The organism is Pseudomonas sp. FP1154 (assembly GCF_030687245.1).
Taxonomy (GTDB): Bacteria; Pseudomonadota; Gammaproteobacteria; order Pseudomonadales; family Pseudomonadaceae; genus Aquipseudomonas; species Aquipseudomonas rhizophila.
Map to the genome: position 1 here is coordinate 1,221,948 of NZ_CP117465.1, position 19,199 is coordinate 1,241,146.

At 59.4% G+C, this 19,199-nt stretch carries 17 protein-coding genes; 14 read left to right on the forward strand and 3 right to left on the reverse strand.

Going from position 1 to position 19,199, the window contains the following annotated elements:
- The first annotated feature begins 464 nt into the window (after positions 1-464).
- Positions 465-827, forward strand: a complete 363-nt coding sequence (locus PSH91_RS05500) for a DUF6124 family protein (protein ID WP_305467536.1) — start codon at positions 465-467, stop codon at positions 825-827.
- Positions 828-1,145: 318 nt separating this feature from the next.
- On the opposite strand, the gene dapC is transcribed toward PSH91_RS05500, so the two are convergent.
- The 3 genes from dapC to map all read right to left on the reverse strand — a co-directional run bounded on the left by dapC (position 1,146) and on the right by map (position 5,996).
- Positions 1,146-2,345, reverse strand: a complete 1,200-nt coding sequence (gene dapC / locus PSH91_RS05505) for a succinyldiaminopimelate transaminase (RefSeq protein WP_047227558.1) — start codon at positions 2,343-2,345, stop codon at positions 1,146-1,148.
- Positions 2,346-2,468: 123 nt separating this feature from the next.
- Positions 2,469-5,171 (reverse strand): [protein-PII] uridylyltransferase, encoded by a 2,703-nt coding sequence (locus tag PSH91_RS05510; protein WP_107321573.1) that lies wholly within the window; start codon positions 5,169-5,171, stop codon positions 2,469-2,471.
- 42 nt (positions 5,172-5,213) lie between these two features.
- The gene (gene map / locus PSH91_RS05515; RefSeq protein WP_047227560.1) at positions 5,214-5,996 is read right to left on the reverse strand and encodes a type I methionyl aminopeptidase; all 783 of its coding nucleotides are present in this window, start codon (positions 5,994-5,996) and stop codon (positions 5,214-5,216) included.
- A gap of 350 nt (positions 5,997-6,346) precedes the next feature.
- Between map and rpsB the strand changes: the two genes are divergently transcribed.
- From rpsB to lpxA, 13 genes are all read left to right on the forward strand, one after another.
- A complete protein-coding gene (gene rpsB / locus PSH91_RS05520; RefSeq protein ID WP_003198231.1) occupies positions 6,347-7,084 on the forward strand; it encodes a 30S ribosomal protein S2 in 738 nt (245 codons plus the stop codon).
- A 191-nt stretch (positions 7,085-7,275) separates the two neighbouring features.
- Positions 7,276-8,142, forward strand: a complete 867-nt coding sequence (gene tsf, locus PSH91_RS05525; RefSeq protein ID WP_047227561.1) for a translation elongation factor Ts — start codon at positions 7,276-7,278, stop codon at positions 8,140-8,142.
- A gap of 210 nt (positions 8,143-8,352) precedes the next feature.
- The gene (gene pyrH / locus PSH91_RS05530; RefSeq protein WP_024779012.1) at positions 8,353-9,096 is read left to right on the forward strand and encodes a UMP kinase; all 744 of its coding nucleotides are present in this window, start codon (positions 8,353-8,355) and stop codon (positions 9,094-9,096) included.
- Positions 9,093-9,650: a ribosome recycling factor gene (gene frr, locus PSH91_RS05535; RefSeq protein ID WP_047227562.1), complete on the forward strand. Its 558-nt coding sequence runs from the start codon at positions 9,093-9,095 to the stop codon at positions 9,648-9,650. The genes pyrH and frr overlap by 4 nt, the downstream gene beginning before the upstream one ends.
- A gap of 13 nt (positions 9,651-9,663) precedes the next feature.
- On the forward strand, positions 9,664-10,419 hold the full coding sequence (uppS, locus tag PSH91_RS05540) for a polyprenyl diphosphate synthase (protein ID WP_047227563.1): 756 nt from the start codon (positions 9,664-9,666) through the stop codon (positions 10,417-10,419).
- Positions 10,419-11,225, forward strand: a complete 807-nt coding sequence (locus PSH91_RS05545; RefSeq protein ID WP_047227564.1) for a phosphatidate cytidylyltransferase — start codon at positions 10,419-10,421, stop codon at positions 11,223-11,225. The genes uppS and PSH91_RS05545 overlap by 1 nt, the downstream gene beginning before the upstream one ends.
- Complete coding sequence (gene ispC / locus PSH91_RS05550; protein WP_047227596.1) at positions 11,222-12,412, forward strand: 1-deoxy-D-xylulose-5-phosphate reductoisomerase; 1,191 nt, start codon at positions 11,222-11,224, stop codon at positions 12,410-12,412. Before PSH91_RS05545 ends, ispC begins: the two co-directional genes overlap by 4 nt.
- A gap of 52 nt (positions 12,413-12,464) precedes the next feature.
- Positions 12,465-13,817, forward strand: a complete 1,353-nt coding sequence (gene rseP, locus PSH91_RS05555) for an RIP metalloprotease RseP (protein ID WP_076386185.1) — start codon at positions 12,465-12,467, stop codon at positions 13,815-13,817.
- Positions 13,818-13,891: 74 nt separating this feature from the next.
- The gene (gene bamA, locus PSH91_RS05560) at positions 13,892-16,267 is read left to right on the forward strand and encodes an outer membrane protein assembly factor BamA (protein WP_047227566.1); all 2,376 of its coding nucleotides are present in this window, start codon (positions 13,892-13,894) and stop codon (positions 16,265-16,267) included.
- A gap of 45 nt (positions 16,268-16,312) precedes the next feature.
- Positions 16,313-16,816, forward strand: a complete 504-nt coding sequence (locus PSH91_RS05565; protein ID WP_047227567.1) for an OmpH family outer membrane protein — start codon at positions 16,313-16,315, stop codon at positions 16,814-16,816.
- A gap of 3 nt (positions 16,817-16,819) precedes the next feature.
- Positions 16,820-17,875 (forward strand): UDP-3-O-(3-hydroxymyristoyl)glucosamine N-acyltransferase, encoded by a 1,056-nt coding sequence (lpxD, locus tag PSH91_RS05570; RefSeq protein WP_047227568.1) that lies wholly within the window; start codon positions 16,820-16,822, stop codon positions 17,873-17,875.
- 108 nt (positions 17,876-17,983) lie between these two features.
- Entirely contained in the window at positions 17,984-18,424 is a 441-nt protein-coding gene (gene fabZ / locus PSH91_RS05575) for a 3-hydroxyacyl-ACP dehydratase FabZ (protein ID WP_047227569.1), read from the forward strand.
- Positions 18,421-19,197, forward strand: a complete 777-nt coding sequence (lpxA, locus tag PSH91_RS05580) for an acyl-ACP--UDP-N-acetylglucosamine O-acyltransferase (RefSeq protein ID WP_047227570.1) — start codon at positions 18,421-18,423, stop codon at positions 19,195-19,197. Before fabZ ends, lpxA begins: the two co-directional genes overlap by 4 nt.
- The last annotated feature ends 2 nt before the right edge of the window (positions 19,198-19,199 follow it).

Consider the following 19,199-nt stretch of genomic DNA (forward strand, 5'->3'; position numbering starts at 1 on the left):
CAAAGCCGCCCGAAGGCGGCTTCAATCGACACGCAGTTGAGCTTGCTTCGCCCTTTCTGCGCCGCTGGGTCAACCTCGAGAGGGACCCAGACTCCTGCCAGCTTTCGCTGGTGACGGGGAGGATTATGGCTACAGGGGATAGCGAATTCAAGCCAGCTTGAACCCTCGTAACAGGGTTGAATGAGATCTTTCGGTGTACAAAGTAAGCGAAATCAGCGGCTTGGCGTTCGCGGTACGTTTTATGTCTTTTCTTGTCTGAGCAGACAGACCGTGGTCTGTCAGACACGCCGAAGTTTCCGACAAGTTTTTAAGGTTGTCCGTCGGAAGCGAGGGCTCTAGCCTCTGGGTGTCGCTGCCAATTCAGCGACCGGACGTAAGAATCCGAACAAAACCTCTAGGAGCACGGGCTTCTGCGCTATCCAAGCGCGGGGCTTTACATACTTCAGCTCTAGGGAGCAATTTTGATGGACAACAAAGAGACTCAAAACGCACCAAAGCCCGCATCCACTTTCCCCTACGGCGATTACGCACCCGAAAAACTGCAAGAAGCCGCTGATCGTGTGCTGGATCACTATCTCAAACCTGACGACAGCGAGTCAGAACCCAAGCCCTCAGTACAGCTATTCACTGTGGCTGACGGTATCGACACCGAAGTGTTGCTGGCCAATCTCAGCGAAACCCTGGCTTCGGCCAATGCAGTGCTCAATGACCTTGCCTTCGATCAGGACGGCTCGCGACGACATGTAGCATTGGGAGTGGCCCAGATGATTGAGTTGGGGATGTTGTTGGCGAACAAGTGCCTGGATCGGGTAGAGCTTCGGACTTGATGTAATCGTGCCGGCCTCATCGCGAGCAAGCTTTGCTCCCACAGGATCCGGTATCGATCACAAACTTTGTGAACAACACCAAACCACTGTGGGAGCAAAGCTTGCTCGCGATAAATCGAAAGGCAAACACAAAAATCCCAGTAAAGCACTGAACCTGTGGCGAGGGGATTTATCCCCGCTGGGCTGCTAAGCAGCCCTAAAACCCGGCAACTCGGTGTGTCAGGACAATTGAGTCGACTGCTTTGGGGCTGCTTCGCAGCCCAGCGGGGATAAATCCCCTCGCCACAACAGCAGTTCGCTCAAGTCCTGGTGCAGCCATCAACCCCGACGCTGAATGAACGCGCGAATCCGCTCCGCCGCTTCCACACATTCAGCCAATGGCGCGACCAGGGCCATGCGCACGCGTCCGGCGCCTGGGTTGACGCCATCCACTTCGCGGGACAGGTACGAGCCCGGTACCACGGTCACGTGTTCCTGTTCGAACAGGTCACGGCAGAACGCCGCATCATCGCCCGCTACGTTCGGCCACAGGTAGAAGCTACCGTCGGGGCGTTGCACGTCCAGTACCGGGCTGAGGATTTCCAGTACCGCGTCGAACTTTTCCCGGTACAGCGCGCGGTTGGCCCGTACGTGCACTTCGTCGTTCCATGCGGCGATGCTCGCCAGTTGGGTCTGAACCGGCATCGCGCAGCCGTGGTAGGTGCGATACAGCAAGAAGCCCTTGAGGATGTCCGCATCGCCGGCCACGAAACCGGAGCGCAGGCCTGGCAGGTTGGAGCGTTTGGACAGGCTGTGGAACACCACGCAGCGCTTGAAATCCTGGCGGCCGAGCTCGACGCAGGCGCTGAGCAGCCCTGGTGGCGGGGTCTGTTCGTCGAAGTACAGCTCGCTGTAGCACTCGTCCGCGGCAATCACGAAGTCGTGCTCGTCGGCCAGGGCAATGAGCCTCTTCAGCACATCCACCGGGATCAGCGCACCGGTCGGGTTGCCCGGGGAGCACAGGAACAGAATCTGGCAGCGTTTCCAGATGTCCGGCGAGACCGCATCGAAATCCGGATTGAAGCCGTTTTCGTCCAGGCACGGCAGGTAGTGTGGCTTGGCTCCGGCCAGGAACGCGGCGCCTTCATAGATCTGATAGAACGGATTCGGGCTGACCACCAGGGCGTCGTCGCCACGGTTGACTACGGTCTGGGTGAAGGCAAACAGAGCTTCACGGGTGCCATTGACCGGCAGCACGTGGCGCGCCGGGTCCAGCCAGCCGTTCGGCACGTTGAAGCGGCGCTCGCACCAGCCGGTGATGGCTTCACGCAATTCCGGGATGCCGAGGGTGGTCGGGTACACGGCCATTTTTTCCAGATTGCTGGCCAGGGCTTCAGCCACAAAGCTTGGCGAGCGGTGCTTGGGCTCGCCGATGGACAGCGCGATGGGGCGTTTGTCCGGGTTGGGCGTGACGCTGCCCAGCAGGGCGCGGAGCTTTTCGAACGGGTAGGGCTGCAACTGGTTCAGAGCGTTGTTCATCGGGGGCCTCTTTTAATGTGGGAGCGAGCCTGCTCGCGATAGCGGTATGTCAGGAAACATCTGTGCTGGATGTTCTGCCGTCATCGCGAGCAGGCTCGCTCCCACAGGGGGAAATTTGTTCGTTCAGATGCTGATCCGTGTCGGGTGAGCATCAGGTTCCTGGTTGACGCTCAACTGCCGGACAATCGCGTCCTGCAAGCGGCTGCACAGCTGCGGATCGGACAGCGGCTGGTTATGCGCGTCAGTGATGAAGAACACGTCTTCCACCCGTTCGCCCAAGGTGGCGATCTTGGCGTTCTGCAACGACAGGTCGAACTCCAGGAATATATGCCCGACCCGCGCCAGCAGGCCAGGGCGGTCCGGGGCGCTGAGCTCCAGCACCGTGACCTGACGCTGGGCGTCGTTGTGGATCGTTACCTGGGGAGCGAAGGCGAAGTGCTTGAGCTGGCGCGGGACCCGGCGCTGGATGATGGTCGGGTAATCCGCCGGGTTGCGCAGGGCCTCGGTGAGACCGTCGCGGATCTGTTTGACCCGCGTCGGGTTGTCGCCAATCGAATCGCCATCGGTGTCGAGCACAATGTAGGTGTCGAGGGTGAACTGGCTGCTGGAGGTAATGACCCGGGCGTCGTGAATGTTGAGGTTGAGCTGGTCCATCGCCGCCACAGTCACGGCGAAGAAGTCGTGCTGGTCCGGGGCGTAGATGAAAATCTGCGTGCCGCCCTCGAACTCGCGCTGGGTGGTTTCCTTGATCAGCACCAACGGCCCGCCATCGGCCGGTTGCTGCAGAATCGCGTCGCTGTGCCAGGCGACGTCGCCGGCAGTGTGGCGCAGGAAATAGTCATCGCCCAACTGCGACCAGAGCTGTTCGACGTCGTCCGGATCGGTGCCGCCGCGCACCAGGATGTCCAGGGCGGCAGTTTGGGTGCGACGGATCTGCTCTTCGCGGTCCACCGGGTTTTCCAGGCCGCGGCGCAGGGCACGCTTGGTCTCGGTGTAGAGCTGGCGCAACAGGCTGGCGCGCCAGGAATTCCACAGGCTCGGGTTGGTGGCATTGATATCGGCCACGGTCAGCACGTAGAGGTAATCCAGACGTGTTTCATCACCGACGATCTGGGCGAAGTCGTGGATCACCTGCGGGTCGGACAGGTCCTTGCGCTGGGCGGTGGTCGACATCACCAGGTGATTCTGCACCAGCCAGACGATCAGCCGGCTGTCCCATACCGGCAGTTGATGGCGCTGGCAGAACGCCTCGGCATCCACCGCGCCGATCTCGGAGTGGTCGCCCTGGCGACCCTTGCCGATGTCGTGGTAAAGCCCCGCCATGTAGATCAGTTCGGGCTTGGGCAGCTTGCCCATGAGCTTGCTGGCCAGCGGGAATTTTTCCGATACCTGGGTGTATTGCAACTTCCGCAGGTGCTTGATCAGGTTCAGCGTGTGGGCATCGACCGTATAGATGTGGAACAGGTCGTGCTGCATCTGACCGACGATGAAACCGAACTCCGGCAGGTAGCGCCCCAGAATGCCGTAGCGGTTCATCCGCCGCAGGTTGCGATGCACCCCGATCCTGCACTTGAACAGCTCGATGAACAGGCTGGTGTTGCGGATATCGTGGCGGAAGTCGTCATCGATCAGGTGACGGTTTTCCCGCAGCAGGCGAATGGTGTCGGCGCGCACCCCCTTGATTTCCGGCTGCTGGGCCATGAGCACGAAAATCTCCAGCATGGCGAACGGCGTACGGCGGAATACATTGGCGTTGCGCGCTTCGATGTAACCATCGTGGAGCTGGAAGCGTGAGTTGATCGGCTGCGGCGGTTCTTCGTCTTCGGGGGCGAGGATGACCTCTTCGAAGTGCTGGATGATCAGTTCGCTGAGCTGGGCGATGCTCATCACCACCCGGTAGTACTGCTGCATGAAGTTTTCGATGGACTGCTTGGCATCCTGGCCCTCGAAACCCAGCAAGCCCGCGATGGAGCGCTGGTGATCGAACAGCAAGCGGTCTTCGGATCGCCCGGCAAGCATGTGCAAGGCGTAGCGCACTTTCCACAGGAATTCCTGGGACGAGGCCAGCAGGGCATTTTCGCTTTCCACCAGGAAGCCTTCGCCAGCCAGGGCGCGCAGGTTCAGAGTGCCGTACTGGCGACGGGCAACCCACAGGATGGTCTGGATGTCCCGCAATCCGCCAGGGGAGCCTTTGACGTTGGGTTCCAGGTTGTATTCGGTGTCGTTGTACTTGTGGTGGCGGGCCTTTTGTTCGGCGTGCTTGGCCAGGAAAAAGTCCTTGCTGGGCCACATGTGCGCGGTGCTGGTGACCTCGAGCATACGCTGGCGAAGGCGCTCGGGACCGGCGATGGTGCGGCTTTCCATCAGGTTGGTGATCACCGTCAGGTCGGCGCGGGCCTCTTCGGCGCATTCCTGCACCGAGCGCACGCTCTGACCGACTTCCAGGCCGATGTCCCACAGCAGCGTCAGGAAACGCTCGATGGAGTCGCGGAAAACTTCATGGTCGGCGCTGTCCAGCAGGATCAGCAGATCAATGTCGGAGTAAGGGTGCAGCTCACCGCGCCCATAGCCGCCCACCGCCACCAGGGCAATGTCGGCGTCTTCGCTCCAGTTGAACTGCTCCCAGGCCTTTTGCAGGATGTTATCGACGAACCAGGCACGGTCTTCGATCAGCCGGCGAATATCCCGGCCACTGCGAAAGCGCTGGTCGAGCACTTCATGAGCCTGGCGGATCGCCTTCTTGAAGGCCGATATGGGGCTTGCCTTCAGGGCCAGTTCAGCCTGGAACTGGCCGCGGTCGAAGAGTTCGGGATCCACCTGCGGCATCGAATGGCTTTCCTTTCTTTCTATCTATAGCTGGGTTGTGGATCAGGCGGAAACGCGAGCGATGGTGTCATCGCTGCGCAGGGTGAAGATCTCGTACCCAGTCTCGGTAACCAGCAAGGTATGTTCCCACTGGGCCGACAGCTTGCGGTCCTTGGTGATGGCGGTCCAGCCGTCGCCCAGTACCTTGGTGTCGGCGCGACCCTGGTTGATCATTGGCTCGATGGTGAAGGTCATGCCCGCTTGCAGCTCCATGCCGGTGCCGGCACGGCCGTAGTGCAGGATCTGCGGTTCTTCATGGAACACTTTGCCGATACCGTGGCCGCAGAATTCGCGCACCACCGAAAAGCCGTTCTTCTGCGCGTGTTTCTGGATCACTTCACCGATGTCTCCCAGGCGGCAGCCCGGTTTCACCAGTTCGATGGCCATGTACATGCATTCCTGGGTGACTTTCGACAGGCGCTGGGCCCATTCCGGCACGTTGCCGACATGGAACATGCGGCTGGTGTCACCGTGGTAACCATCCTTGATGACGGTAACGTCGATGTTCAGGGTGTCGCCATCCTTCAACGGCTTTTCGTTGGGGATGCCGTGGCAGACCACGTGGTTGATCGAGGTGCAGATCGACTTGGGGAAGCCTTTATAGTTGAGCGGGGCAGGAATGGCTTTCTGCTCGTTGACGATGTAGTCGTGGCAGATCCGGTCCAGTTCTTCGGTGGTAACGCCCGGCTTGACGTGTTCGGCAATCATTTCCAGCACGTCGGCGGCGAGTTTGCCGGCGACACGCATTTTTGCGATGTCCTCGGGGGTCTTGAGGGTGACGGTCATACAGGCTCTCTCTGCGCCCGGCGGCGCTGTTCAAAACGAAATAGGCGGCGGATGATGAGCAGCGCGGCCCTGAAAGAGGCGATTCTAACAGACGATCAGCGCAATGAACCCTATCGCCTGGATGGAACTCTGTGGCGAGGGGATAAAACCCCTTCCATAGGGGTTTTCAGAATCCGTGTTCCGTTTTCGCCCTTGCTGTGGTATAAAATGCGCCGCTTTCCGGGGATGACCCCGCAAGCTTAAATCCACACACGTGTCGACACGATGACCTGGGTGCCTTCGGCTTATATAGGCCGCTGGTTGGTCATTGGGATACGTGGAGGCCAAACCCGACTTATCAAGGAACTATCATGTCCCAAGTCAACATGCGCGATATGCTGAAGGCCGGTGTGCACTTCGGTCACCAGACCCGTTACTGGAACCCGAAAATGGGTAAGTACATTTTCGGCGCGCGTAACAAGATCCACATCATCAACCTTGAAAAAACCCTGCCGATGTTCAACGAAGCACTGACCTTCGTAGAGCGCCTGGCCCAGGGCAAAAACAAGATTCTGTTCGTCGGCACCAAGCGTTCCGCTGGCAAGATCGTTGCTGAAGAAGCAGCACGTTGCGGTTCGCCGTACGTCGATCACCGCTGGTTGGGCGGCATGCTGACCAACTTCAAGACCATTCGCGCTTCCATCAAGCGTCTGCGTGACCTTGAAGTGCAGTCCGAAGACGGTACTTTCGCCAAGCTGACCAAGAAAGAAGCGCTGATGCGCACTCGCGATCTTGAGAAGCTGGACCGCTCCCTGGGCGGTATCAAGGACATGGGCGGTCTGCCTGACGCACTGTTCGTGATCGACGTTGACCACGAGCGCATCGCGATCACCGAAGCCAACAAGCTGGGTATCCCGGTCATCGGCGTTGTCGATACCAACAGCAGCCCGGAAGGCGTTGACTACATCATCCCAGGCAACGATGACGCCATCCGCGCCATCCAGCTGTACATGGGTTCGATGGCTGACGCTGTTATCCGTGGTCGCAACAATGTTAATGGCGGCACCGAAGTCTTCGCTGAAGAAGCTCCGGCAGCAGCCGCTGAGTAATTGACGCCCTGGCGTTGACTCAGTAAGCAAAAAGGGGGCTTGGCCCCCTTTTTGCCACCTCGAAAACCATTTGTCAGCAGCGCAGCTACAGCATCTGTAACGTGCAGCGGCTAACAAGGGTGGTTCGGGAAGAATTGCACGCCCGTTCAATCGGGTGGAATGGTTGAAAACCTATCCAAGAGGATTTTGAAATGGCAGAGATTACTGCAGCGTTGGTCAAAGAACTGCGCGAGCGTACCGGCGAAGGCATGATGGACTGCAAGAAGGCCTTGACCAAGGCTGGCGGCGACATCGAGAAAGCCATTGATGACATGCGTGCTTCGGGCGCCATCAAGGCTGCCAAGAAAGCCGGCAACGTCGCCGCTGAAGGCGCCATCGCCATCAAGGACGACGGCAAGGTCGCCGTTCTGCTGGAAGTCAACTCCCAGACCGACTTCCTGGCTCTGCAGGATGACTTCAAGGCATTCGTCGCTGCCAGCGTCGAAAAAGCCTTTGCTGACAAACTGACTGATGTCGCTCCGCTGATCGAAGCTCGTGAAGCTGATCGTCTGGTTCTGGTCGGCAAGACCGGCGAGAACGTCAACATCCGTCGTCTGGCTCGCGTTGAAGGTGACGTGGTCGGTACTTACCTGCACGGTAACAAGATCGGTGTTGCAGTTGTCCTCAAGGGCGGTTCCGTTGAACTGGCCAAGGACATCGCCATGCACGTAGCGGCCAGCAACCCTGAGTTCCTGCTGCCATCGCAAGTTTCCGCTGAAGCCATCGAACGCGAAAAAGCCGTGTTCATGAGCCTCAACGAAGACAAGATGAAAGGCAAGCCAGCTGAAATCGTTGAAAAAATGATCGGCGGCCGCATCAGCAAGTTCCTGGCTGAAGCCAGCCTGGTTGAGCAAGCTTTCGTCAAGGACCCGGAAATCACCGTGGGTGCCCTGGCCAAGAAAGGCGGCGCTGAAATCGTTTCCTTCACTCGCTTTGCGGTAGGTGAAGGCATCGAGAAGCCAGTCGACAACTTCGCTGACGAAGTTGCTGCTCAGGTAGCGGCTGCTTCCAAGCAATAAGACGGTTTTTTTAACTGTCGCCCTGAAGAGGCTGCCCGCTCACGCGCGCAGCCTCTTTTTGGATGGGATACCGATTTTTATTGGTTTCCTGTCGGAACTGGCTTACAAAGCCGTGTTTCGATGGCGCTGTGTCAGCGTCAAGCTAGAGTGAACGCAGGCTGCAAACAGCCTGAAAGAATTTTCGAAAATACGCCGCAGGAGAGATTCGCAATGGCTCAGCAGGGCAGTGGTTATCAGGCTCGCTATAAACGCATTCTACTCAAGCTTAGCGGCGAGGCCCTGATGGGCTCGGAAGAGTTCGGGATCGATCCGAAAGTGCTGGATCGCATGGCGCTGGAAGTCGGCCAGTTGGTCGGAATTGGCGTTCAGGTCGGCCTGGTCATCGGCGGCGGCAACCTGTTCCGCGGCGCAGCGCTGAGCGCGGCCGGCATGGATCGGGTTACGGGCGACCACATGGGCATGCTGGCCACTGTGATGAACGCCCTGGCTATGCGCGATGCGCTGGAGCGTGCCAATATCTCGGCCATCGTAATGTCGGCCATTTCCATGGTCGGCGTGACCGATCACTACGACCGCCGCAAAGCCATGCGCCACCTCAATGCCAAGGAAGTGGTGATTTTTGCCGCCGGCACCGGCAATCCGTTCTTCACCACGGATTCGGCCGCCTGCTTGCGAGCGATCGAGATCGATGCCGATGTCGTGCTCAAGGCAACCAAGGTCGATGGCGTCTATACCGCTGACCCGTTCAAAGATCCGCATGCCGAGAAGTTCGATCATCTGACCTACGATGAAGTACTGGATCGCAAGCTGGGTGTCATGGACCTGACGGCTATCTGTCTGTGCCGCGACCACAAGATGCCGCTGCGCGTCTTTAACATGAACAAGCCCGGCGCCCTGCTGAATATCGTGCATGGCGGCGCCGAAGGAACACTGATCGAGGAAGTACAACAATGATCAACGAAATCAAGAAAGACGCTCAAGAGCGCATGCAGAAATCCGTGGAATCGCTGGCACACAACTTCGGTCGCATTCGTACCGGCCAGGCGCACCCAAGCATTCTCGAAGGCGTGATGGTGCCGTACTACGGCGCTGATACGCCGATCAAGCAAGTGGCCAACATCACCGTCAAGGATGCCCGGACCCTGCAAGTCGTTGCCTTTGAGCGCAACATGCTGGGCGCGGTCGACAAGGCCATCGGCAGTGCCGGCCTGAATCTGAACCCGACCAACCTGGGTGAGTTGCTGCTGATTTCCATGCCTGCCCTGACCGAGGAAACCCGTAAGGGCTTCACCAAGCAGGCCCGTGATGTGGCTGAAGACGCTCGCGTTGCCGTGCGCAACATCCGTCGTGATGCCAACAGCCAGCTCAAGGATCTGGTCAAGGAAAAGGAAATCAGTGAAGACGAAGAGCGTCGCGCCGCTGGCGAGATTGATGATCTGACCAAGAAGTACGTGGCTAAGATCGATGCGGATTTGGCGCAGAAAGAAAAAGACCTGATGGCCGTATAAGGGTCTCGTTTTCATGGAAAAGACCAAACAGGCCGTGCCGTTTGCGATTCCGCGTCACGTGGCGATCATCATGGATGGCAATAATCGCTGGGCCAAGAAGCGCTTTATGCCTGGCGTGGCCGGGCACAAGGCGGGGGTCGATGCAGTTCGCGCGGTCATCGAGGTGTGTGCCGAGGCCGGGGTCGAGGTGCTGACCCTGTTCGCCTTCTCCAGCGAGAACTGGCAGCGTCCGGCCGATGAAGTCAGCGCCTTGATGGATCTGTTCCTCAAGGCTCTGCGGCGTGAGGCCAAGCGCCTCAACGACAACAGCATCAGCCTGCGCATCATTGGTGACCGCTCGCGCTTTCATCCCGAGTTGCAGGCTGCGATGCGCGAAGCCGAGGCCGCCACGGCGGGTGCCAATCGGTTCGTCCTGCAGATTGCCGCCAACTATGGCGGCCAATGGGACATCGCCCAGGCAGCCCAGCGGCTGGCGCGGGAGGTCCAGGCCGGGCATCTGCGGCCGGAAGACATCACGCCTGAGCTGCTGCAGACCTGTCTGGCCACTGGCGACTTGCCGTTGCCGGACCTGTGCATTCGTACCGGTGGCGAGCATCGCATCAGTAACTTCCTGCTCTGGCAGCTGGCTTACGCCGAGCTGTATTTCTCCGACCTGTTCTGGCCGGACTTCAAACACGAAGCCATGCGCACGGCGCTGGCCGATTTCGCTTCCCGTCAGCGTCGTTTCGGTAAAACGAGCGAGCAGATCGAAGCTGGAGCCCGGGTTTAATGCTTAAACAACGAATCATCACCGCTCTGATCCTGTTGCCCATCGCCCTGGGTGGATTTTTCCTGCTTGAAGGTGCCAGTTTCGCGCTGTTCATCGGATTGGTCGTGACCTTGGGGGCATGGGAGTGGGCGCGCTTGGCGGGCTTCCCGGCGCAGTCTGCGCGCGTGGCCTATGCCGTGGCCGTGGCGGCGATGCTGTTCGTCATGTACCTGGTGCCGGGTATCGCGCCCTGGGTTCTGGGGGCAGCGGTATTGTGGTGGGCCACGGCGACCTTCCTGGTGTTGACCTATCCGCGGACCACGCATCATTGGGCAGGTGCTGCCGCGAAGCTGGTGATTGGCCTGCTTATCCTGCTGCCGGCCTGGCAAGGGCTGATCTGGATCAAGCAAGGCCCGTTGGGCAACTGGCAGATCATGGCTGTGATGGTGTTGGTCTGGGGGGCGGATGTCGGTGCCTATTTCTCCGGACGGGCGTTTGGCAAGCGCAAGCTTGCTCCCAAGGTCAGTCCCGGCAAGAGCTGGGAAGGGGTCTATGGAGGCCTGGCCTTGAGCCTGGTGATCACAGCGGTGGTCGGCGTCGTGCGGGAGTGGAGTGCCGGGCAGTTGCTGATGGGCCTGTTTGGGGCTGCTCTCATCGTATTTGTATCGGTGGTCGGCGACCTGACCGAAAGCATGTTCAAGCGTCAGTCCGGCATCAAGGACAGCAGTAATCTGCTGCCCGGCCATGGTGGCGTGCTGGATCGCATCGACAGCCTGACCGCTGCGATTCCGATCTTTGCCGTGCTGCTATGGATGGCGGCATCGTGAGTCGCCCTCAACAAATTACCGTCCTGGGTGCTACCGGTTCGATCGGCCTGAGTACGCTTGATGTCATCGGCCGTCACCCGGAGCGCTATCAGGTATTTGCCCTCAGTGGTTTTACTCGCTTGAGTGAGCTGCTGGCGCTGTGCATACGCCATACCCCGCGTTTCGCCGTGGTGCCTGAGGCTGGCGTTGCCCGCGCCTTGCAGGACGACTTGCGCGCGGCAGGCTTGCCTACCCGTGTGCTGGTGGGGGAGGGAGGGTTGTGTCAGGTCGCCTCCGATCCTGAAGTCGACGCGGTGATGGCGGCGATTGTCGGCGCGGCGGGTTTGCGTCCAACGCTGGCGGCGGTAGAGGCAGGCAAAAAAATCCTGCTGGCCAATAAAGAAGCACTGGTCATGTCCGGCGCGCTGTTCATGCAGGCCGTGCGCAAAAGCGGTTCGGTGCTGCTGCCCATCGACAGCGAGCACAATGCGATTTTTCAATGCATGCCGCAGGACTTTTCCCGCGGCCTGGGCGCAGTGGGGGTCCGGCGGATTTTACTGACGGCTTCCGGCGGTCCGTTCCGGCAGACTCCGCTGGAAGAGTTGGTGCATGTTTCACCCGAGCAGGCTTGTGCTCACCCGAACTGGTCCATGGGGCGCAAGATTTCCGTGGATTCGGCCAGCATGATGAACAAGGGCCTGGAACTGATCGAGGCCTGCTGGTTGTTCGATGCCAAGCCGTCCCAGGTGGAAGTGGTGATTCACCCGCAGAGCGTGATTCACTCCCTGGTGGATTTCATAGACGGTTCGGTGCTGGCTCAATTGGGCAACCCGGACATGCGTACTCCGATCGCCAATGCGCTGGCCTGGCCTGCGCGGATTGATTCGGGCGTGGCGCCGCTGGACCTGTTCGCCATTGCCCGCCTGGATTTCCAGGCGCCTGATGAGCAGCGCTTTCCATGCCTGCGTCTGGCGCGACAAGCGGCTGAGGCAGGCAACAGTGCTCCGGCCATGCTCAATGCTGCCAATGAAGTGGCGGTTGCAGCGTTTCTCGACGGACGTGTCCGTTACCTCGAGATCGCGAGTATCATCGAGGAGGTCTTGAACCTCGAGGCTGTGGTTTCGCTCGATGACCTTGATGCGGTATTCACGGCGGACGCCAGGGCTCGTGAGCTGGCGGGCCAATGGTTGAAGCGTCACGGGCGTTGAGGCTGCGGTACGTTAGCCAGGATTGTCCTGGGCAGGATTGCGGAGAAAACAGATGAGCGCGCTCTATATGATTGTCGGCACCCTGGTTGCATTGGGGGTGTTGGTCACTTTTCACGAATTCGGTCATTTCTGGGTCGCGCGGCGCTGTGGCGTCAAGGTTCTGCGTTTTTCCGTCGGTTTCGGCATGCCGCTGCTGCGCTGGCATGACAAAAAGGGCACCGAATTCGTTGTGGCAGCCATTCCGCTGGGCGGCTACGTGAAGATGCTCGACGAGCGCGAAGGTGAAGTGCCGGCCGATCAGGTCGACCAATCCTTCAATCGCAAGACCGTCCGTCAGCGTATTGCCATCGTGGCGGCGGGGCCGATAGCCAACTTTTTGCTGGCCATGGTTTTTTTCTGGGCCCTGGCCATGCTGGGCAGCGAGCAGGTGCGTCCGGTCATCGGTGGGGTGGAGGCCGGCAGCGTCGCCGCCCGTGCCGGGCTGGGTGTCGGGCAGGAAATCGTTGCCATCGATGGGGAGCCGACATCGGGCTGGGCGGCGGTCAACCTGCAACTGGTGCGTCGCCTGGGTGAGAGCGGTTCGTTGCAATTGATGGTGCGCGAGCAGGGTTCCACGGTGGATTCGCCTCGCGAACTGATCCTGGACAACTGGCTCAAGGGCGCCGACGAGCCGGATCCGATCCGTTCCCTGGGGATCAAGCCATGGCGTCCGGCCTTGCCGCCGATACTCGCCGAACTCGACCCGAAAGGCCCGGCCCAGGCTGCAGGCCTGAAGACCGGTGATCGGCTGCTGGCGCTCGATGGCCTGCCGGTCAGTGACTGGCAGCAGGTGGTCGATTCGGTTCGTGTACGTCCGGATAGCAAGATAGTGCTGCGCGTCGAGCGCGATGGTGCGCCGATCGACGTCCCGGTAACCCTGGGCGCCCGTGGCGAGAGCAAGGCGCCGACCGGCTATCTGGGTGCCGGCGTCAAGGCTGTCGACTGGCCACCGGAAATGATCCGCGAGGTCAGTTTCGGCCCTTTGGCGGCGATTGGCGAGGGCGCGCGTCGTACCTGGACCATGAGCATCCTGACCCTCGATTCGCTCAAGAAAATGTTGTTCGGCGAGCTCTCGGTAAAAAACTTGAGTGGACCGATAACCATTGCTAAAGTGGCGGGCGCTTCTGCCCAGTCGGGCGTCGCTGATTTCCTGAATTTCCTTGCTTATCTGAGCATTAGCCTGGGGGTTCTGAATTTGCTGCCCATTCCGGTACTGGATGGGGGGCATTTGTTGTTTTATCTGATCGAGTGGGCGCGTGGTCGTCCCTTGTCGGATAGGGTGCAAGGTTGGGGGATACAGATCGGTATCAGCTTGGTGGTCGGGGTAATGTTGCTTGCCTTGGTCAACGATCTGGGTCGTCTGTAACGCTTCGCTGAATTGCGAATCTGCCGCATTTTGCGGCAGTTTGTTTATTGCCAGTTGGAATAAGAAAGGACTTCATGAAACGTCTGCTGCTAACTGCGGTTCTCACCGTATTGATGATCGCCGAAGTTCACGCCGAGTCCTTCACTATCTCTGATATTCGCGTCAATGGCCTCCAGCGGGTCTCCGCGGGTAGTGTCTTTGGTGCCTTGCCGTTAAACGTCGGCGAGCAGGCGGATGATCGGCGTCTGGTGGAATCCACTCGCGCGCTGTTCAAAACCGGCTTCTTTCAGGATATCCAGCTGGGTCGTGATGGCAATGTACTGGTCATCACGGTAGTTGAGCGTCCATCGGTTGCCAGTATCGAGATCGAAGGCAACAAGGCGATCTCCACTGAAGACCTGATGAAGGGCCTCAAACAGTCCGGCCTGGCCGAAGGCGAGATCTTCCAGCGCGCCACCCTCGAAGGTGTTCGTAACGAGCTGCAACGCCAGTACGTTGCCCAGGGCCGTTACTCGGCCACCGTCGACACCGAAGTGGTGCCGCAGCCGCGCAACCGCGTAGGCCTGAAGGTCAACATCAATGAAGGCACCGTGGCGGCGATCCAGCACATCAACGTGGTGGGCAACACCGTTTTCCCTGATGAAGACCTGATCGACCTGTTCGAACTCAAGACCACCAACTGGCTGTCGTTCTTCAAGAACGACGACAAGTACGCCCGTGAAAAGCTCTCCGGTGACCTGGAACGTCTGCGTTCCTACTACCTGGACCGCGGCTATATCAACATGGACATCGCTTCGACCCAGGTGTCCATCACCCCGGACAAGAAGCACGTCTACATCACCGTCAACGTCAACGAAGGCGACAAGTACACCGTTCGTGACGTCAAGCTCAGCGGCGACCTGAAGGTGCCTGAAGACCAGGTCACCTCTCTGCTGCTGGTGCAGAAGGGCCAGGTGTTCTCGCGCAAGCTGATGACCACCACTTCCGAGCTGATCACCCGTCGTCTGGGCAACGAGGGCTACACCTTCGCCAACGTCAACGGCGTGCCGCAACCGCACGATGAAGACCATACCGTCGACATCACCTTCGCCGTGGATCCGGGCAAGCGTGCCTACGTCAACCGCATCAACTTCCGTGGCAACACCAAGTCCGAAGATGAGGTGCTGCGCCGTGAAATGCGCCAGATGGAAGGTGGCTGGGCGTCGACCTACCTGATCGACCAGTCCAAGACCCGTCTGGAGCGCCTGGGCTTCTTCAAGGAAGTCAACGTCGAGACGCCGGCAGTACCGGGCGTCGATGACCAGGTCGATGTGAACTACAGCGTTGAAGAGCAGGCGTCCGGCTCGATCACCGCAAGCGTCGGTTTCGCCCAGAGCGCCGGCCTGATCCTCGGTGGTTCGATCACCCAGAACAACTTCCTGGGTACCGGTAACCGGGTCAGCGTTGGCTTGACCCGCAGCGAATACCAGACCCGCTACAACTTCGGTTTTGTCGACCCCTACTGGACTGCAGACGGTGTGAGCCTGGGCTACAACGCCTTCTATCGCACCACTGACTATGACGAGCTCGACTCCGACATCTCCAGCTATGCCGTGGACAGCCTGGGTGCAGGCGTCAACGTGGGTTATCCAATCAGCGAGACTTCGCGTCTGACGTTCGGTCTCACCGCCCAGCAGGACGAGATCAGCACCGGGCGTTATACCGTTGACGAGATTTTTGACTTCGTTGAAAAGGAAGGCGACAAGTACCTGAACTTCAAGGCGTCTGTCGGTTGGTCCGAATCGACCCTGAACAAAGGTGTGCTGGCGACCCGTGGTCGTTCCCAGAGCCTGGTATTGGAAACTACCACCCCTGGCAGCGACCTCTCGTTCTTCAAGCTCGACTATCGTGGCCAACTGTTCCAGCCGCTGTCTGATAATTACACCATGCGCCTGCACACTGAGCTGGGTTATGGCGACGGTTATGGTTCCACCGACGGCTTGCCGTTCTACGAGAACTACTATGCCGGCGGTTTCAACTCGGTCCGTGGCTTCAAGGACAGCACTCTTGGTCCGCGCAGTACGCCGAGCCGGGGCACCAACCCGGGAACCATACGTGATCCGGACCAGGATCCGCTGCCGTTCGGTGGTAATGTCCTGATCCAGGGCGGTGTCGAGCTGTTGTTCCCGATGCCGTTCGTCAAGGATCAGCGCTCCTTGCGTACCTCGGTATTCTGGGACGTGGGTAACGTATTCGACTCTTCGTGCGAGGACACCACCAACGCCGACGGCACCAGGTCCAATACCAAGTGCAACGACATCAGCCTGAGCAACATGGCAAGTTCCGTAGGCGTGGGTGTGACCTGGGTCACCGCGCTCGGTCCTTTGAGCTTCGCCCTGGCGATGCCGATCAAGAAACCGGATGACGCTGAAACCCAAGTGTTCCAATTCTCCCTCGGCCAGACGTTTTAAGCGTCTGACCCAAGATAACGACAATGGATTTTGTAGGAGTACATCGTGCGTAAGTTGACTCAATTGGTTCTCCTGGCGACCTTGATGGTCGCAGGTCCGGCTTTTGCCGACATGAAGATTGCCGTACTGAACTATCAGATGGCCCTGCTGGAATCCGACGCGGCGAAGAAATACGCCGTGGATGCCGAGAAGAAGTTCGGCCCGCAGCTGACCAAGCTCAAGAGCCTGGAGAGCAGCGCCAAGGGTATCCAGGATCGTCTGGTTTCCGGTGGCGACAAAATGGCCCAGGGCGAGCGTGAGCGTCTGGAGCTTGAGTTCAAGCAAAAGGCCCGTGACTTCCAGTTCCAGTCCAAGGAGCTGAACGAAGCGAAAGCCGTTGCCGACCGCGAGATGCTCAAGCAGCTCAAGCCAAAGCTCGATCGGGCGGTGGAAGAAGTCATCAAGAAAGGTGGTTTTGACCTGGTGTTCGAGCGTGGTGCAGTGATTGACGTCAAACCCCAGTACGACATCACGCGCCAGGTTATCGAGCGCATGAATCAGCTGAAGTAATCCATGACAGCGACTATCAAGCTCGGCCAACTGGCTGAGTTCCTCGGCGCCACCCTGCGTGGCGACCCGGAGAAGGTCATCACTGGGCTAGCCACTTTGCAAGAGGCTGGCCCAGCTCAGTTGAGCTTCCTGGCAAATCCTCAATATCGCAAATACCTGGCCGACAGCCGGGCCGCAGCGCTGTTGCTCAAGCCTGCCGATGCTGACGGGTTCGCGGGCGATGCGCTGATCGTACCGGATCCCTACCTGGCGTATGCGCGGATTTCCCACCTGTTCGACCCCAAGCCCAAGTCGGCCCCCGGCATTCATCCCAGCGCGGTCATCGCGGCGGATGCGGTGGTTGATCCCACGGCCAGCATCGGTCCTTTTGTCGTCATTGAAAGCGCCGCCCGGGTCGGCCCGGGCGTCACGCTGGGCGCCCATTGCTTCATCGGTGCGCGCTGCGAGATCGGTGAGGGTGGCTGGCTTGCTCCCCGGGTCACGTTGTATCACGACGTGCGTATCGGAAAGCGGGTGGTGATCCAGTCGGGTGCGGTACTGGGCGGTGAAGGTTTCGGTTTTGCCAAGGAGAAGGGGATCTGGCAAAAGATCGCCCAGATCGGCGGCGTGACCATCGGTGATGACGTGGAAATCGGTGTCAACACCGCGATCGACCGGGGTGCCCTGTCTGATACGGTCATCGGCAATGGCGTCAAGCTCGACAACCAGATTCAGATCGCCCACAACGTCCAGGTCGGTGATCACACCGCCATGGCCGCCTGCGTAGGCATTTCCGGCAGCACCCGGATCGGCAAGCATTGCATGCTCGCCGGTGGCGTGGGGCTGGTGGGGCATATTGATATTTGTGACAACGTATTCCTCACCGGAATGACCATGGTGACCCATTCGATCACCGAGCCGGGTGCTTATTCTTCCGGCACGGCGATGCAACCGGCGGCCGAATGGCGCAAGAGCGCGGCCCGAATCCGCCAGCTCGATGACATCGCGCGGCGTTTGCGTCAGTTGGAAAAGCGTGTAGGGGACGTGACCCCTGACGGTAATGCTTCATCAGATGGCTGATACCATTTCCATATCAAGTGTGCACAGCCGCTAGACTGCCTCCTTGATTTGCTAGAGGGGCGCGCGTCGATCGTGCGCTTCCAATCTTTACATAGGCTTCCCCCCGAAATGATGGACATCAACGAGATTCGCGAATACCTGCCTCACCGTTACCCGTTCCTGCTGGTGGACCGGGTGGTGGAACTTGACGTTGAAGGCAAGCGGATTCGCGCCTACAAGAATGTCAGCATCAACGAACCGTTCTTCAATGGTCACTTTCCCGCGCATCCAATCATGCCCGGCGTGCTGATCATCGAGGCAATGGCTCAGGCTGCCGGGATCCTTGGTTTCAAAATGCTCGACGTGAAGCCTGCCGACGGCACGCTTTACTACTTCGTGGGCTCCGACAAGCTGCGTTTTCGCCAGCCGGTCACCCCGGGCGATCAGCTGATCCTCGAAGCCACATTCATCAGTTGCAAGCGCCAGATCTGGAAGTTCGAATGCCAGGCTTCGGTCGACGGCAAGCCAGTCTGCTCCGCTGAAATCATCTGTGCGGAACGCAAACTATGAGTTTGATTGACCCTCGCGCAATCATCGATCCGGCGGCAGTCCTGGCCGCCGATGTCGAGGTCGGCCCATGGTCGATCATCGGCCCAGGTGTGGAAATCGGCGAGGGTACGGTGATCGGGCCCCATGTAGTTCTCAAGGGTCCGACCCGGATCGGTCGGCACAACCGCATCTACCAGTTTTCTTCGGTAGGCGAGGACACGCCCGATCTCAAGTACAAAGGTGAAGAAACCCGGCTGGTCATTGGCGATCACAACGTGATCCGCGAAGGCGTGACGATTCACCGTGGCACCGTTCAGGATCGTTCCGAAACGACTCTGGGCAACCATAACCTGATCATGGCCTACGCCCATATCGGTCATGACAGCGTCATTGGCAACCATTGCATCCTGGTCAACAACACCGCGTTGGCTGGCCACGTGCATGTGGACGACTGGGCGATCCTGTCCGGTTTCACCTTGGTCCATCAATATTGTCATATCGGCGCCCACAGCTTCTCGGGCATGGGCACCGCCATCGGCAAGGACGTACCGGCCTATGTCACTGTGTTCGGTAACCCGGCCGAAGCCCGCAGTATGAATTTCGAAGGCATGCGCCGTCGTGGTTTCAGCGAAGAGGCGATCACGGCATTGCGGCGCGCCTACAAGGTTGTGTACCGCCAGGGGTTGACCGTCGAACAGGCCCTTGTCGAGCTGGCCGAGGCTTCGGCGCAGTTCCCGGAAGTCGCGATATTCCGTGACTCCATCCAGTCCTCGACTCGCGGCATCACTCGCTAACC